The sequence below is a fragment of the Chitinophaga rhizophila genome, assembly GCF_019492185.1.
Taxonomy (GTDB): domain Bacteria; phylum Bacteroidota; class Bacteroidia; order Chitinophagales; family Chitinophagaceae; genus Chitinophaga; species Chitinophaga rhizophila.
Genome location: NZ_JAICCF010000001.1, coordinates 1,768,809 through 1,783,151 on the forward strand (window position 1 = coordinate 1,768,809; position 14,343 = coordinate 1,783,151).

Below are 14,343 nucleotides of genomic sequence, written 5' to 3' on the forward strand. Positions count from 1 at the left end.
CCGTTAAATAGCTTATGAGAAAACTGTTAATGCTGTTTGCAGCAGCACTGATCCTGCATAGTTCCTGTGTGCATGCACTTAATCAGGACTCACTGTGGGTACGTGAAAACTACATTAAAAAGGAGGTTTATATTCCCATGCGGGATGGCGTAAAGCTGTTTACCTCGATCTATATGCCGAAGGACAAATCGGAGAAACACCCCATTCTCATGTCCCGCACTCCTTACTCCTGCGCCCCATATGGAGAAGACAATTTTCTTCCTTTCTGGCGCAGTCACTTTAAGAAGTACCTCGATGAAGGCTACATTATTGTGATGCAGGATGTGAGAGGCCGCTGGATGAGTGAGGGAAACTTTGTTGATGTACGCCCGTTCCAGCCGGAAAAAAAGGGTAAAAAAGACATTGACGAAGCCAGTGATACATATGATGCGATTGACTGGCTGGTAAAAAACCTGGAAAGTAATAATGGCAATGTAGGGATCATGGGTATATCTTACCCTGGGTTTTACTCTACTATGGCAGCATTAAGCGGTCATCCGGCATTAAAGGCTGTAAGTCCGCAGGCACCGGTTACTGACTGGTTTATCGGAGATGATTTCCACCATAATGGTGCATTTTTTATCACAGATGCCTTCGCTTTTTACACCAGTTTTGGTAAGCCGAGACCTAAGCCGACTACGGTTGGCCCTACCGGTTTTGACTTCAAAAATATGGATAACTATGACTTTTACCTGCGCACAGGAGCCGTAAAAAACTTTACTAAGCTGATGGGTGATAGCATTGCCTTCTGGAAAGACCTGGTGGCGCATCCAAACCTGGACAACTGGTGGAAGGCGCGCAACGTAAGGCAGTTTCTTACAGATGTAAAACCTGCAACGCTGGTTGTAGGCGGCTTGTTTGATGCGGAAGATTGTTTCGGTGCGTGGAATACTTACAAGGCCATTGAAAAACAGAGCGCCAGGACCAACAACCGTATTGTAATGGGCCCATGGTATCACGGGCAATGGTCTTCGATTGTTAATGACGGCTCATCACTGGGTAATGTACGTTTTGAGAGTGCTACTTCTACCTGGTACCAGGACAATATTGAAGTACCATTTTTCAATTATCATCTTAAAGGGAAAGGCGCTGACAGCATAGCAGAGGCTACTATCTTCTTTACAGGAGAAAACAAGTGGCGCAAGCTGCCGACATGGCCGCTGGCTGGTGTTCAGACTCAACCTATTTATCTGCAGGCCAATGGAAAGCTGAATTTCAGTAAACCGCAGGCTGCATCCAGTTTCACCGGGTATGTGAGCGACCCTTCCAAACCGGTACCTTATACAGAAGATGTACATTTCAACCGGACGATCACTTATATGACAGATGATCAGCGTTTTGCTTCCAGGCGGCCGGATGTAGCTGTATTTGAGACAGATGTGCTGACAGAAGATGTTACAGTGGCCGGTCCGCTGGTAGCGAAACTGATAGCGAGCACCAGTGGTACGGATGCTGACTTTGTGGTGAAGCTGATCGATGTTTTCCCTAATGACTTCAAATACCAGCAGGACGCGCCAAGCGACCATCGTAGGGTGCCTTCTGCCACTTATCCGATGGGAGGATACCAGATGCTGGTAAGAGGCGAGATCATGCGTGGAAAGTATCGTGGCAGTTTTGAAAAGCCAGTGCCATTTACGCCAGATATGCCGACAGCTGTTAACTTCAGTATACCGGATGTAGCGCATACATTCAAAAAGGGGCATAAAATCATGGTACAGGTACAAAGTAGCTGGTTTCCACTGGTAGACAGGAATCCGCAGGTATTTACAGATATTTATACCTGCGATGACAAGGATTTCCGCAAAGCAGATATCAGAATTTATCATGATGCACAGCACCCATCGCACATAGAGTTGCCGGTAATCAAATAGTTACTAACTTGCAGGGCATTCCGGTAGGGATAATCTGCCGGTTATCTGAACAAGTTCAATAAACCATTTTATGATCAGAAAAGCCCTATTACTTGGAGTTTTAGGCGTGGCAACCCTTCCAGGTTACGCGCAAAAGAAAAAAAAGTCTAAAAAAGACAAAGAAGCTCCGGTAGCTGTTGCGCCGGCACCATTATTACAGACCAAACTGGATACGATCAGTTATGCGATTGGCCTGGAATTTGGCAGTATGCTGAAAACGCAGGGACTTGACAGTGTGAAAACTGCAGCATTAACCCAGGCGTTACAGGATGCCCTTAATAACGGCACACCTTTAATAACTAAAGAACAAGGCAATATGAGTGTAAGCGAATATTTACAACAGTTAAAAGCTGAAAAGATGCAGAAAAACAAAGTAGCCGGCGAGCAGTTCCTTGCTGAAAATAAGACTAAACCAGGCATCGTAACGTTGCCAAGTGGTTTACAGTACCAGATCATTACTGAAGGTACCGGTCCTAAACCAACGCTGAACAGTAAGGTGAAAACTCACTACCACGGTACCCTGATTGACGGTACTGTATTTGATAGTTCAGTAGAAAGAGGTCAGCCGATCTCCTTCCCTGTTAGCGGTGTTATCAAAGGTTGGACAGAAGCATTACAGTTGATGCCGGTAGGTTCTAAATGGAAACTGTTCATTCCTTCTGATCTGGCTTACGGTGAGCGCCAGGCAGGCCCGAAAATCGGACCAAACAGCGCCTTGGTGTTTGAAGTAGAACTGATTGCAATTGAAAACTAAGTTCAAACAGTCAGGGATATAAAATCGGCATAAAGCATACAGCTGTTCAGTTAATGATAGGTTGTGAATGCTGATTTCTTTCCGGATGTAAATAATAAACGGGCGCTTCAAGATGAAGCGCCCGTTTATTATTTAGTATGCTGATGCTTATTATCTCCAGATTCTTTTAGCCTGATGTTCCAGCAGCATAAAGTCTGCCAGTGCCATAGCTGTCACTGCTTCCAGTACAACAGGTACGCGTAACGCGATACAGAGATCGTGACGGCCTTTTACACTGAAGTTTTCTACTTCACCACTTTTGATGTTCAGTGTATGTTGTTCTTTGGGCGTGCTGGAGGTAGGTTTTACAGCTACACGGAATACAAGCGGATTGCCGTTGGTAATACCGCCTACTACACCACCAGCGTGATTGGTAGCCGTTTTACCGGTTGCATCAAGAATAGCGTCGTTATGTTCAACACCTTTCATCCGGGCAGCGGCGAAACCTGCGCCAAACTCTATACCCTTGATAGCAGGTATGGAGAAGACAGCATGTGCAATCGTTGATTCGATAGAATCAAAGAATGGCTCACCCAATCCGACTGGCAGTCCGTCAACTACACATTCAACGATACCGCCTACAGAGTCTTTCGCTGCAATTGCAGCTTCAAGGCCTTTTTCGGCATCAGGTAAGCCGGCTACTTCTTTCAGGGTAGCCTTTACAGAAATACCAGTGCCCAGGATCTTTTTGGCGATAACACCGGCAGCAACCAGATTAAGGGTGAGACGGCCACTGAAATGGCCACCACCACGGTAATCTTCATAGCCGCCGAATTTATGTGTAGCTACAAAGTCCGCATGACCGGGGCGGGGAAACTCACGGAGCTTCTCATAATCGGTACTGCGGGTATTATTATTTTCAAATAATATGGTGATAGGAGCGCCGGTAGTATGATCGTTGAATACACCGGATTTGATGAAAGGCAGGTCCTCTTCCTTACGGGGAGTAGTGCCTTTTGCACCGGCTTTACGTCTTTCCAGGTCAGGCAGGAAGTCTTCCTGAGTAAGTGGAATACCGGCAGGAATGCCGTCAATATTCACACCTACGCTGGCACCATGCGATTCGCCAAATACATTCACCCGGAATAATCTACCAAAGCTGTTCATGCTGTTTGAATATTTTTTCAATACTGGTCGTCAGTATAACACTGCCGCCCCGTATTTTGCTATTAATGAGTGAGGCTTGCAGCGCCCTGCTGTTTTACAATACCGCCGATCTGCTGAAGATGATCATAAAATTCGGGATATGATTTATTGATTGCTTCTGCATCCTCAATGACAACGGGAGCATCGGCAGTCAGCCCTGCTACAGCGCAAGCCATGGCAATGCGGTGGTCGTTGTGAGAGCTCACTACAGCACCTTTGATACCTGTACCGCCATGTACCAGCATTTCATCACCATGCAGGTCAATGACGATGCCCATTTTACCAAATTCTTCCTGCAGTGTTTTACCACGATCGCTTTCTTTGTGCGCCAGTCTGTTTACACCAATGATTTTGGTAGTACCTTCACAATTAGCGGCGAGCGCCACCAATGGAGGGAACAGGTCAGGGCAGTCAGTAGCGTCAAAATCAAACGCCTGTAGTTTTTGCTTTTCCACGATTACAGTAAAGACGCCAGGCAACAAACCTGCACCGCATTTCTCCAATGCTTCGAGGATGGCTTTATCGGATTGTGCAGACTGAGTATTGAGGTGATGCACTTCTGCTTTACCAGCTACAGCAGCAGCTACCAGCAGGAAAGCAGCGCCGCTCCAGTCGCCTTCCACTGTATACTCGCCTGCGTTATAAGACTGGCGTTTGCCAAAGTGGAATGTTTCAAAATGCTCTTCCTTTACCTGTACGCCAAACTGCTCCATCAGCTGAAGCGTAAGTGCAATGTAAGGTTTGCTTTTTAGGTCTTTTACAGTGATAGTTACATTTTCTGCACTGGCCCCGTAAGCCATAAGCAGACCTGTCAGGAACTGTGAACTGAGAGAACCATCAATAGTAATATTTTTCGGCTGCAAGGGGCCCTGAATCTTCAATGGCAGTTTGCCTTCGCGGGTGGTGCATTTAACATCCAGCTGTGGCAGCACTTGTTCAAAGAAATCCATAGGACGGGTAGTAAGGCTACCATGCCCGTTGATGGTGATTGCTTTATCAGAAGTTGCTGCAATCGGCGTAAACATACGAATACCCAAACCGGATTCTCCGCAATTAATTTCATCTGCAACAGGTTGTACTCCTTTGCTGGTAATGGCGATGTGATCTTCATTACGTTTAATCTCAGCACCCAGTTTACCGGCTACATCCAATGCTGCAAGGCAGTCATTACTAAGGCCGGGGTTACGGATGATGCTGGTCCCGTTGCTCAGCAGCGCAGCAGCAACGGCACGTTGCATAGCACTTTTGGAAGGATTGGCGGTCACTGTACCACTGATAGCGCCGGGCGATATTGTTACTTGCATAATTAGTTTGATTTAAAGTTCATCCAGCAATTGCTTCAGTTCTGCGATAGGAACAGGCTGTGTCAGCGCTTTTCCTATTTCTTCGAGCAGCACAAAGTGAATCGCATCTTTCTCACGCTTCTTATCCAGCTTGAAGAGGTTAAACACTTCTTCTTTATTGGATGTCAGCGTTACTGGCAACTGATAATCGTTGATGAGACGTATTAACCTGTTGGTTTGTTCTACAGGTAAGCCTTTCAGTTTTTCAGATATTTTGGCAGCAGCCACCATGCCGATAGCTACCGCTTTACCATGAGCGATGTTGTCGATCTTTTCAACTGCATGGCCGAGTGTATGACCGAAGTTAAGCCAGCGGCGGGAGCTGGTTTCAAATTCATCTTCCAGTACAACCCTGGTTTTCAGTTCTACAGAACGTTCAATCAGGTATTGCAGTACGGCCATATCGCGCTGCATGGCTTTATCACGGTTTTCTTCCAGGTAGGTGAACAGGCTGGCATCGAGGATGCATGCATACTTGATGATCTCAGCAAACCCGTTGTGCCATTCTTCTGCCGGCATTGTAAGCGGCAGTGAGTAATCAAACAGAATGAACTCGGGCTGGCGGATGGTACCCAGCATGTTCTTATGTTTACCATGGTTTATTCCGTTCTTGCCACCAATGGACGCATCCACCTGTGCCAGCAAGGTAGTAGGAACAAAACCTACAGGCATTCCCCGCATGTAAATGCTGGCAGCATAACCTGTAAGATCGGTGGTCATTCCGCCACCGATGCCGACGAGCATAGTTTTACGGTCAGCCTCCAGTTCTATCAGACCATTAATGATCTGGTCAAGGACTTCACCGCTTTTATGCTCCTCTCCATCCGGGATCACCAGCTTTTTCCAGCCTGGCAGTTTATGCCCGTGGTGTTCGTCCACATTTTCATCCAGCACAAGTACAGTACGGGAAGGATCAGCATAATTGCCCAGCTGTAGCAGGCTGTCACCCAGATAGTATTTTGTATTACTATGCTGGAACTGGTAAGATAACGTTCTCATATTTGTGTTGTATCTATTTGTCTTCGTTCATCACTCTGTTCTGCCTGTTGATGGATTCCAGGTGTACTGCATCGAAGTATTTCAGGATGAAATCTTTAGTCAGGCCCAGTTTCTCACCTTTAGCGATACCACGCTCCAGGATCTCGTTCCAGCGGTTAGTCTGCAGGATCGTCACATTATTTTCTTTCTTGTACAGACCTATCTTTTCAGCGACTTTCATACGGTTGCCGAGCAGCAGCAGTATTTCATCATCGATCTGGTTGATCTGACCACGGAGTTTATCGAGAGCAGAGTTAAATTCTTTTTTATTGGTGTGCTCATGACGCCAGGTGATACCTTCCAAAATTTCTGCCAGTCTTTCAGGAGTAACCTGCTGTTTTGCATCGCTCCATGCTTTATCAGGATCAATATGAGATTCCAGCATCAGACCATCGTAATCCAGATCTACTGCTTCCTGTGCAAGTTCCTGCAGGATATCGCGGCGGCCGCCGATATGGCTTGGATCGCAGATGATAGGCAGTTCAGGCATACGGCGCTTCATTTCGATAGGCAGGTGCCACATCGGTGCGTTACGGTATTCGGTATTGCCATAGCTGGAGAAACCACGGTGGATCAGACCAATTTTAGTGATGCCTGCATTGCGTACACGCTCTACAGCGCCGATCCACAGTTCGAGGTCAGGGTTGATCGGGTTTTTGATCAGTACAGTTGTATCTACACCTTTCAGGGCGTCAGCAACTTCCTGTACAGAGAACGGGTTTACAGTCGTACGTGCGCCAATCCACAGGATATCAACTTTATGCGCCAGTGCTTCTTCTACCTGTTTAGCGGTAGCTACTTCTACTGCCAGGGGAAGACCAGTCAGTTCTTTCGCTTTCTGCAACCAAGGTAAGCCCTGTACACCAATACCTTCAAAAGATCCCGGACGGGTACGTGGTTTCCAGATACCTGCGCGCAGTACATCTACTTTACCAGTTTTAGCCAGTCTAAGGGCTGTATCAAGTACCTGTTCTTCGGTTTCTGCACTGCATGGACCGGAAATGATCAGCGGCTTCTTATCTGAAGTCGGATCGGAGAATTTAGTTTTTGCGAGAATCTGTTCCATCGTTTGACGCTTTGCAGACCATAGACGATAGTCGTCCATAATCCTGTTAATGTTTGTTTTCTTGTTTGTCCGACTATCGGCTATTTTAATATTTTCCTGATCTTGTTTGATTTCTGGATCAGCTTATAGAATGTTTCATAATCTTCACTATCCAGCAACTGTCTCATCTGCTGTAACTGATGGATATGCTCATCCAGTACGTCCAGCACATTATTTCGGTTGTGTTTGAAGATAGGCACCCACATGTCAGGGGAGCTTTTTGCCAGCCTCACGGTTGATTCAAAACCACCGCTGGCCAGTTCAAAAATGCGGCCCTGTTCCTTTTCCTTTTCCAGCACAGTTAATGCGAGTGCGAAAGAGGTAATATGAGAGATATGTGATACATATGCTGTATGCAGGTCATGCTCAACACCATTCATATATACGAGGCGCATCTGTAGTTTGTCTACCATATTTTCAACAACTTCCAGGGCATCTTCATCGCTATTCTTCACATCACAAAGTACCATTGTTTTGTGAGTGAAGAGGTTTTTAATAGCAGCTTCGGGGCCGGAATACTCCGTGCCGGCCATCGGGTGAGCCGCTACAAAGCGTCCTCTATTAGGATGACCGGCAACGAGTTGCAGAATTTTTTCTTTGGTAGAACCAACGTCCATGATGACATGTTCAGGTCCTGCGTTATCAAGTATAGTTGGCAGTATCTGCAAGAGTGCATCCACCGGAATAGCCAGCACGATCAGCTTAGATCGCTGCATAGCATCTTTAAGGGAAGCACCTTCGTCAATGATCTTAAGTTCCTGCGCTTTCTGCAGGTTAGCTTCAAGCTGGTCTACCCCGAGTATCCAGTTAGCCACACCTTTCTCTTTCAGGCTGATAGCCAGTGAACCTCCTATTAATCCTGTTCCTACTATTGTTGCGATCATGACTGTTACTGCTTAAATTTCGTTTTTATTCTATCCAGCACTTCCTCAAACACTTTTTCATCCTTACAGAGGCTTACCCTGATATAGCCATTGCCATTGCTACCAAAGATGCCACCGGGAGTGATGAATACCTGTGCTTTTTGCAGGATTTCGTCTGTCAGTTCAAATCCATCTTTTACACCTGCTGGTATCTTTGCCCAGACGAAAAGACCTACCTGATTTTTATCGAAAGTGCAGTTGAGCAGCTCAAGCAGTTCAAAGACTTTCTTACGGCGGCCTTCATAAATATCATTCAGTTCCGCATACCATTCAGGACCTAATTCCAGTGCTTTGACAGCGGCCATCTGAAGCGGCTGAAACATACCAGAGTCCATATTACTTTTAAAACGCAGCACTTCATTGATCCATTCCTGTTTACCTACCAGCATACCTACACGCCAGCCGGCCATGTTAGAAGATTTGCTGAGGGAGTTCAGTTCAAGTACCACTTCTCTTGCGCCAGGCGTTTGTAAAAGGCTTTGTGGTTGCTTGTTAAGAATGAAGCTATATGGATTATCGTGACAGATTAAAATATTATGCTGTTGGGCAAATGAGATCAGTTTAGCAGCAAATGCTTCATTGAAGCGGGCACCTGTTGGCATATGCGGATAGTTCACCCACATCAGTTTTACTTTGCTCAGGTCTCTTTTTGCAAGCGCATCCAGGTCAGGCAGCCAACCGTTCTTTTCTTCCAGGTCATAATCAACTACGGTAGCGCCGCTCAGATTTACAGCAGAGCGGTAGGTAGGATAACCAGGATTGGGAACCAGCGCCTCATCTCCTTCCTGCAGGTAAGTCATGCAGATATGCATGATGCCTTCTTTAGAACCTATCAGTGGCAGCACTTCTTTCTCAGCATCCAGGGATACGCCATAAAAACGTTGGTACCAGTCAGCCATTGCCTTGCGGAGAGCAGGAATACCTTTGTAACCCTGGTAAGCGTGCGTATCAGGTTTCTGCGCATATTCATGCAATGCAGCAATAACAGATGGATGCGGGGGCAGATCGGGACTACCGATACCGAGGTTGATTACCTTGGCACCTGCCTTATTCATTTCGTCTATTTCCCGGAGTTTCCTGGAGAAGTAGTATTCTTCTGTTTGCTGCAACCTTTTTGCTACCTGTAAGTTCATAATACTTTGTTTTCCGCGTCCTGATGTATGTGATTAATGAGTGTTTCCTTTCTGATAGATACCTAATACTTTCAGGTCTTCTGTCAGCGGCTGAATTTTGCTGATACTTTTTTCAAAGTGGCTCAGATTTTCAAATTCAAAGTCAGCATGGAAGTAATAGTTCCATTCTTTAGCAGGCATTGGGAACGACTGAATTTTGCTCAGGTTGATTCCTGCCTGTGCTACCTGTGTAAGTACCTTGGCGAGACTTCCACGGTCATGAGACGTTTGGAAGTAAACGGAGGCTTTATTAGCATCCGGCGCAGGTGTTACTCCGTTGGGAGATATAACCAGGAAGCGGGTATAGTTGTTTTTTATCGTGTGGATATTCGGCGCGATGATATCGAGACCGTATATCTCTGCAGCCAGTTTACCAGCTATGGCCGCGGTACTTTTCAGTTTTTTCTGAGCAACATGTTTGGCACTCAAGGCAGTATCTTCTGTTTCTACCAGTTTCATATGCGGATGCTTATCCAGAAATTCTGTACACTGGAGCAGTGCCATATGATGTGAATGTACTTCACGTATATCCTCCAGGGTCTGGCCTGGTAAAACCATGAGGTGCTGTCTGATGTGCAGGTATACTTCACCGATTACATGCAGACCTGAGTTCTTCAGCAGTGAATAGTTAGGCAGAATGCTTCCGGCGATGGAATTTTCTATGGCCATTACTCCGGCGTCAGCATCTTTTTGTTTACTTACTTTTTTTACGAGTTCCGGAAAAGACGCGCAACATTCAATTTCTATTCCTTTCCCATAATAAGCCTCTGCCGCTATCTGATGAAAACATCCTTCAAAACCCTGGATTGCGATACGCATTTTTTAATGTTTGATTTGGATTTGTAGTTGCTGTAGCAACTACCGTATAAAATGAAAAAGGGCCCCGGTTGAGCCGGGACCCTCTTTTTTTGCAGTTATTTTTTCTAAGTGCATTTGTTACAAAAGAGTCCCGGCCTTTACGACGTAAAAGAAGTAAAAGAAAAAGTAATAAGAATAAAGGCAGAAGCTGCGTAACATAAATGCTTATTGAATGTTGTCGGAAAAAAAGAAGGCCTCCCATCCGGGAGGCCTTTGCTAGTTTCTTTTATATTTCAGTACTACAAACGACCTCCCTATTTCTGGTACCAGAAAAAGTAGAAACCATAAAAGTAACCAAAGGTTGTTTGCTGTATCATATATGCTGTATTGCCTGACAAAAATACATCACGATTTGAATTGTCCAAGCACCTTTACTAAAAATTATATTATTTCTAATAAAAGAGCATTTTTTAATTATTTTATTCAATAACTGATGTTAACTTGGCAGCATAACAAAAAAAAACCGCTCTGTTCAGAAACAGAGCGGTTATATAAAAGCCTTTTATTTGCTTACCAGTTGATTATTTTTTGGTAGAGTCAACAACAGCTTTAGCTGAATCTACTACAGCAGCAGCAGAATCAACAGTAGCAGCAGCTGTATCTACAGTTGCAGCAGCTGAATCGATAGTAGCAGTAGCAGCTGTATCTTCAGCTGGAGTTTGGCTGTTACCACCGCAAGAAGCTGCAAATACACCCAGAGCTAAAGCTAAGAAACCAATTTTCAGAGCATTTTTCATTTTGACTATGTTTTAGGTTTTTTGAAATATTATTTACTCTTTATACCGGGTTAGAAAAAAGGTAACCCACTTTTTTAAAAATTTTTTTTCTCCTGTTATGGAGGGGTATTTCCGGCACTTTGGCAACAACATCCTTATATGGGGTATCAAGTATATATGAAAGGGCCACCTTTAGAGTCATCTATCAGGCAGATGTTCTACTGTATTTGGGATTTGGATTTTTTTTCTGCTACTTTGGGTTACCAAAGCCAATTAATCGTATTAATAAGTGAAGCATAATCAGAACATAGAACGGGATCGGGAATTACTGCTGGGACTTACCAGGAATGATGACAGGGCGCTGGCTACCATCTATAAGGAGAACTATCCTTCGATATTAAGAATGGTTTTACAGTATAATGGGTCTGAAGATGACGCGAAAGATCTTTTCCAGGAGGCGATGATTGTATTATATGAGAAAGCCGGAAAAGGCGAGTTTGACCTTTACAGCAAGCTAAAAACTTATCTGTACGCTGTATGTCGTCATCTCTGGTTGAAAAAGTTGCAGACTGGAAGCTGGCAACTGGCACTTCCGGAGGAATTGGAAGAAGTGCTGCCTGCCGAAGAAACTGACTCTTTGGCAGAACATGAGGAGAAAGACCAGCAGTTCAGAATTATGGAAAAGACAATGGGTGACATGGGAGAACCATGTAAAACCATCCTGGAAGATTATTACGTCAGGAAGATGTCAATGCAGGACATTGCTGAGAAATTTGGTTATACCAACTCAGAAAATGCTAAGAATCAGAAGTATAAGTGCCTGATGAGATTGAAGAAACTATTTTTTGAACAATATAAATCTAAGACCTGACAGGTGTTACATCTGGCAGATCTGCAAAAGCGGTTACAGGGATGAACGAATTTTCATTGATACGGGATATTGAACGCTACCTGGAAGGCGAAATGAACGAGCAGGAAAAAGCTGCGTTCGAGTCGCTTCGCCAGTCCGATCCGGTAGTTGATGAGCAGGTGCTGGCACATCAGCAGCTCATTCAGCAGCTGGAATATTTCGGACGCAGAACAGCGTTGCAGAATAAGATGGATGCAATCCACGCCAGCCTGGCAAATAATCATGTATCAGCCCCATCGCCTGTACCTGCACCCAAGAAAGTTTTTGTAATCAGCAGACGGCTGGTATTAAATATGGCAGCAGCTGCCAGCATTGCCCTGCTGGCGTCTATTTCTACCATTGCGCTGATGCAGAAAGCCAGCAGACAGAAAACTACTGCTGAGTATGAGGATGTAAGACGGGTATTGAACCATATCCAGCGCTCCCAGAACGCCCTCATCCATGACATTAACAGCTCAAAGAAAGCGCCGGTTAATCCGGGTACCTATGGCGGTACCGGGTTTGCCATCTCAAACAATGGCTATGTAGTAACTAACTATCATGTCATTGCAGGCGCTGACTCCATATATATACAGAATACAAAAGGTGAGGCATTTAAAGCAGCCAGCGTATTTGAAGATATTTCCAGTGATCTGGCTATTCTCAAAATTACTGACTCTACCTTTAAAGGCCAGCCGCTACCCTACTCTCTGAAACCACAGCGTGCGTTACGTGGAGAAGAGGTATTCACATTGGGATATCCCAGAGATGAGATCGTGTACGGAGAAGGTTACATCAGTGCTCAGACTGGCTTTAATGGAGACAGCGCAGCGTACCAGGTGTCTATTCCTGTTAACCCTGGTAACAGTGGAGCACCGCTGATGGACAACAAAGGTGACGTAGTAGGTATTATTACCGGCAAACAAACTACTTCAGATGGTATTGCATTTGCAGTGAAGTCAGCTCACCTGAAACGTTTGCTGGAGCAAATGCCGAAAGAAAAGCTACCTAAAAAGGAATGGAACCATAAAAATAAGCTCGAAGGACTCAACCGGGTAGACCAGGTGAAGAAGGTGGAAGAGTTCGTTTATATGGTGAAAGTCTATAACTGATAAGATATTTTCTATTGGCCTCTGCATGCAAACGGCCACGCTGGAGACAGGGTGGCCGTTGCTTATTATGGTAAGTGTTTATTTTATTGCTTTATCCAGGCTTTATACCTGTCAGTTATCCAGTAGATCAGATCTTCCTGAGGCATTGTTCTAAGCATATGATGATCAGGATGATTATTACGCATGAACATCTGCAATGAATCGCCTTTCAGACTGGTCACTTTACTGACGAACACCGGAGTATACCTGGAATCTACGTAACGCTCCTGCTCTGCTTTCGCAAAGATCTTCTTGAACTCACGTTTTTGTTTCTCTTTGCGGGAGTAGCGGGTAAATGGGCTGAATACAATACCGGCACCTACGGGCGTATTGCTTCCAGCAAGCGGCATATCTCTTTTATCCAGAATATATCCGAATGTTTCCCTACGGGCGATAGAATCTGCCTGATAAGGGGTGTACTGCGTACCAATTTCCACACCATGCAGCTGGCGGGCTTCTACTACAAGAGACATATCGCGCGTCTCGGTTCCGCTGCTTTGTGTTACTACCAGGCTATCCGGTTTATAACCCAGGAAGGAAAATACAATGACGTCCTTCGGACTAGCTGTTATTTTATAAAAGCCTCCTTTATCTGAATAGGTGCGTCTGCCAGTACTTTTGTTGGTAATGCTGGCATATGGAAGCACCAGTTGATTCTCCTTGTCTATAATGGTACCTGTTACTGTTACCTGCGCCTGTGCATCTTGTGCCAGCAGGGCGCAACAACAAAACAGTAATAATAACCCGGTGATGATTCTTTTCATGTAGCTGATGGATTAATCTACTGGCAATATCCTAAAAAAATAATGAAAAATCCTCCCGGGTAGCGGGAGGATTTGCATGATATTAAAATTACAGACTCATCTGGATCCCCGGATAATCTGAAGGAGGATGGCTACGATCGCAATCACTAAAAGGATATGGATCAGCCCACCTGCAGAGTAAACGAAGAAGCCTAACAACCAGCCAATAATAAGTATAACAGCTATCAGATATAACAGACTTCCCATTTTACGCAGATTTTAAGAGTTTAATAACTTCGTCGCGTGACTTTCCTAATTTCTGCTGGAGTTTACCAATCAGACGGTCTTCCTGACCCTCTTCATACAGCAGATCATCGTCTGTAAGATCGGCATACTGTTGCTTAATCTTGCCTTTAAGCTCGTTCCATTTGCCTTTGATTTCTAAAGTATCCATAACATATCTTTTTTGGGTGAACAATACAGGTAAAGTTCCAAAGACTATGCCAACGGGAGGATG

Annotated in this window: 15 protein-coding genes; 4 read left to right on the plus strand and 11 right to left on the minus strand. The window is 45.0% G+C overall.

The features are described 5' to 3' along the window. The first annotated feature begins 14 nt into the window (after positions 1 to 14). Positions 15 to 1,910 carry a CocE/NonD family hydrolase gene (locus tag K1Y79_RS06590; RefSeq protein WP_220249205.1) on the plus strand — a complete coding sequence of 632 codons (1,896 nt, stop codon included), beginning with the start codon at positions 15 to 17 and terminating at the stop codon, positions 1,908 to 1,910. Positions 1,911 to 1,980: 70 nt separating this feature from the next. After that, on the plus strand, positions 1,981 to 2,703 hold the full coding sequence (locus K1Y79_RS06595; protein ID WP_220249206.1) for an FKBP-type peptidyl-prolyl cis-trans isomerase: 723 nt from the start codon (positions 1,981 to 1,983) through the stop codon (positions 2,701 to 2,703). 150 nt (positions 2,704 to 2,853) lie between these two features. Here the strand turns inward: K1Y79_RS06595 and K1Y79_RS06600 are convergent, their stop codons facing one another. The 8 genes from K1Y79_RS06600 to K1Y79_RS06635 form a co-directional block, all read right to left on the minus strand. After that, entirely contained in the window at positions 2,854 to 3,849 is a 996-nt protein-coding gene (locus K1Y79_RS06600; protein WP_220249207.1) for a chorismate synthase, read from the minus strand. Positions 3,850 to 3,911: 62 nt separating this feature from the next. Further along, positions 3,912 to 5,192: a 3-phosphoshikimate 1-carboxyvinyltransferase gene (gene aroA, locus K1Y79_RS06605; RefSeq protein WP_220249208.1), complete on the minus strand. Its 1,281-nt coding sequence runs from the start codon at positions 5,190 to 5,192 to the stop codon at positions 3,912 to 3,914. Positions 5,193 to 5,204: 12 nt separating this feature from the next. Then, entirely contained in the window at positions 5,205 to 6,230 is a 1,026-nt protein-coding gene (gene aroB, locus K1Y79_RS06610; protein ID WP_220249209.1) for a 3-dehydroquinate synthase, read from the minus strand. Positions 6,231 to 6,243: 13 nt separating this feature from the next. After that, the gene (locus K1Y79_RS06615) at positions 6,244 to 7,335 is read right to left on the minus strand and encodes a chorismate mutase (RefSeq protein ID WP_220249210.1); all 1,092 of its coding nucleotides are present in this window, start codon (positions 7,333 to 7,335) and stop codon (positions 6,244 to 6,246) included. Between the two features lie 80 nt (positions 7,336 to 7,415). Further along, positions 7,416 to 8,258, minus strand: a complete 843-nt coding sequence (locus tag K1Y79_RS06620) for a prephenate dehydrogenase (protein ID WP_220249211.1) — start codon at positions 8,256 to 8,258, stop codon at positions 7,416 to 7,418. Between the two features lie 5 nt (positions 8,259 to 8,263). Continuing rightward, entirely contained in the window at positions 8,264 to 9,430 is a 1,167-nt protein-coding gene (locus tag K1Y79_RS06625; protein ID WP_220249212.1) for a pyridoxal phosphate-dependent aminotransferase, read from the minus strand. A gap of 33 nt (positions 9,431 to 9,463) precedes the next feature. Further along, the gene (locus tag K1Y79_RS06630; RefSeq protein WP_220249213.1) at positions 9,464 to 10,288 is read right to left on the minus strand and encodes a prephenate dehydratase; all 825 of its coding nucleotides are present in this window, start codon (positions 10,286 to 10,288) and stop codon (positions 9,464 to 9,466) included. A 560-nt stretch (positions 10,289 to 10,848) separates the two neighbouring features. After that, positions 10,849 to 11,064 (minus strand): hypothetical protein, encoded by a 216-nt coding sequence (locus K1Y79_RS06635; RefSeq protein ID WP_220249214.1) that lies wholly within the window; start codon positions 11,062 to 11,064, stop codon positions 10,849 to 10,851. Positions 11,065 to 11,332: 268 nt separating this feature from the next. On the opposite strand from K1Y79_RS06635, the gene K1Y79_RS06640 reads away from it, so the two are divergent. Both K1Y79_RS06640 and K1Y79_RS06645 read left to right on the plus strand, forming a co-directional pair. Next, complete coding sequence (locus tag K1Y79_RS06640) at positions 11,333 to 11,914, plus strand: RNA polymerase sigma factor (protein WP_220249215.1); 582 nt, start codon at positions 11,333 to 11,335, stop codon at positions 11,912 to 11,914. 41 nt (positions 11,915 to 11,955) lie between these two features. Further along, entirely contained in the window at positions 11,956 to 13,044 is a 1,089-nt protein-coding gene (locus tag K1Y79_RS06645; protein WP_220249216.1) for a S1C family serine protease, read from the plus strand. Between the two features lie 83 nt (positions 13,045 to 13,127). Here K1Y79_RS06645 and K1Y79_RS06650 read toward each other — a convergent pair whose 3' ends face one another. The 3 genes from K1Y79_RS06650 to K1Y79_RS06660 all read right to left on the minus strand — a co-directional run bounded on the left by K1Y79_RS06650 (position 13,128) and on the right by K1Y79_RS06660 (position 14,280). After that, complete coding sequence (locus tag K1Y79_RS06650; RefSeq protein WP_220249217.1) at positions 13,128 to 13,847, minus strand: carboxypeptidase-like regulatory domain-containing protein; 720 nt, start codon at positions 13,845 to 13,847, stop codon at positions 13,128 to 13,130. Between the two features lie 96 nt (positions 13,848 to 13,943). Further along, positions 13,944 to 14,093, minus strand: coding sequence for a lmo0937 family membrane protein (locus K1Y79_RS06655; RefSeq protein ID WP_110054992.1), 150 nt, complete (start codon positions 14,091 to 14,093; stop codon positions 13,944 to 13,946). A gap of 1 nt (position 14,094) precedes the next feature. Further along, the gene (locus K1Y79_RS06660; RefSeq protein ID WP_220249218.1) at positions 14,095 to 14,280 is read right to left on the minus strand and encodes a CsbD family protein; all 186 of its coding nucleotides are present in this window, start codon (positions 14,278 to 14,280) and stop codon (positions 14,095 to 14,097) included. Positions 14,281 to 14,343: the final 63 nt, after the last annotated feature.

Excerpts from the sequence above, each read along its gene's own strand:
- K1Y79_RS06620 (WP_220249211.1), bottom strand. The coding sequence starts at position 8,258 with ATGATCGCAACAATAGTAGGAACAGGATTAATAGGAGGTTCACTGGCT.
- K1Y79_RS06650 (WP_220249217.1), bottom strand. The coding sequence starts at position 13,847 with ATGAAAAGAATCATCACCGGGTTATTATTACTGTTTTGTTGTTGCGCC.
- K1Y79_RS06635 (WP_220249214.1), bottom strand. The coding sequence starts at position 11,064 with ATGAAAAATGCTCTGAAAATTGGTTTCTTAGCTTTAGCTCTGGGTGTA.
- K1Y79_RS06595 (WP_220249206.1), top strand. The coding sequence starts at position 1,981 with ATGATCAGAAAAGCCCTATTACTTGGAGTTTTAGGCGTGGCAACCCTT.
- K1Y79_RS06625 (WP_220249212.1), bottom strand. The coding sequence starts at position 9,430 with ATGAACTTACAGGTAGCAAAAAGGTTGCAGCAAACAGAAGAATACTAC.
- K1Y79_RS06600 (WP_220249207.1), bottom strand. The coding sequence starts at position 3,849 with ATGAACAGCTTTGGTAGATTATTCCGGGTGAATGTATTTGGCGAATCG.
- K1Y79_RS06615 (WP_220249210.1), bottom strand. The coding sequence starts at position 7,335 with ATGGAACAGATTCTCGCAAAAACTAAATTCTCCGATCCGACTTCAGAT.
- K1Y79_RS06590 (WP_220249205.1), top strand. The coding sequence starts at position 15 with ATGAGAAAACTGTTAATGCTGTTTGCAGCAGCACTGATCCTGCATAGT.
- K1Y79_RS06630 (WP_220249213.1), bottom strand. The coding sequence starts at position 10,288 with ATGCGTATCGCAATCCAGGGTTTTGAAGGATGTTTTCATCAGATAGCG.
- aroB (WP_220249209.1), bottom strand. The coding sequence starts at position 6,230 with ATGAGAACGTTATCTTACCAGTTCCAGCATAGTAATACAAAATACTAT.
- aroA (WP_220249208.1), bottom strand. The coding sequence starts at position 5,192 with ATGCAAGTAACAATATCGCCCGGCGCTATCAGTGGTACAGTGACCGCC.
- K1Y79_RS06655 (WP_110054992.1), bottom strand. The coding sequence starts at position 14,093 with ATGGGAAGTCTGTTATATCTGATAGCTGTTATACTTATTATTGGCTGG.
- K1Y79_RS06660 (WP_220249218.1), bottom strand. The coding sequence starts at position 14,280 with ATGGATACTTTAGAAATCAAAGGCAAATGGAACGAGCTTAAAGGCAAG.
- K1Y79_RS06645 (WP_220249216.1), top strand. The coding sequence starts at position 11,956 with ATGAACGAATTTTCATTGATACGGGATATTGAACGCTACCTGGAAGGC.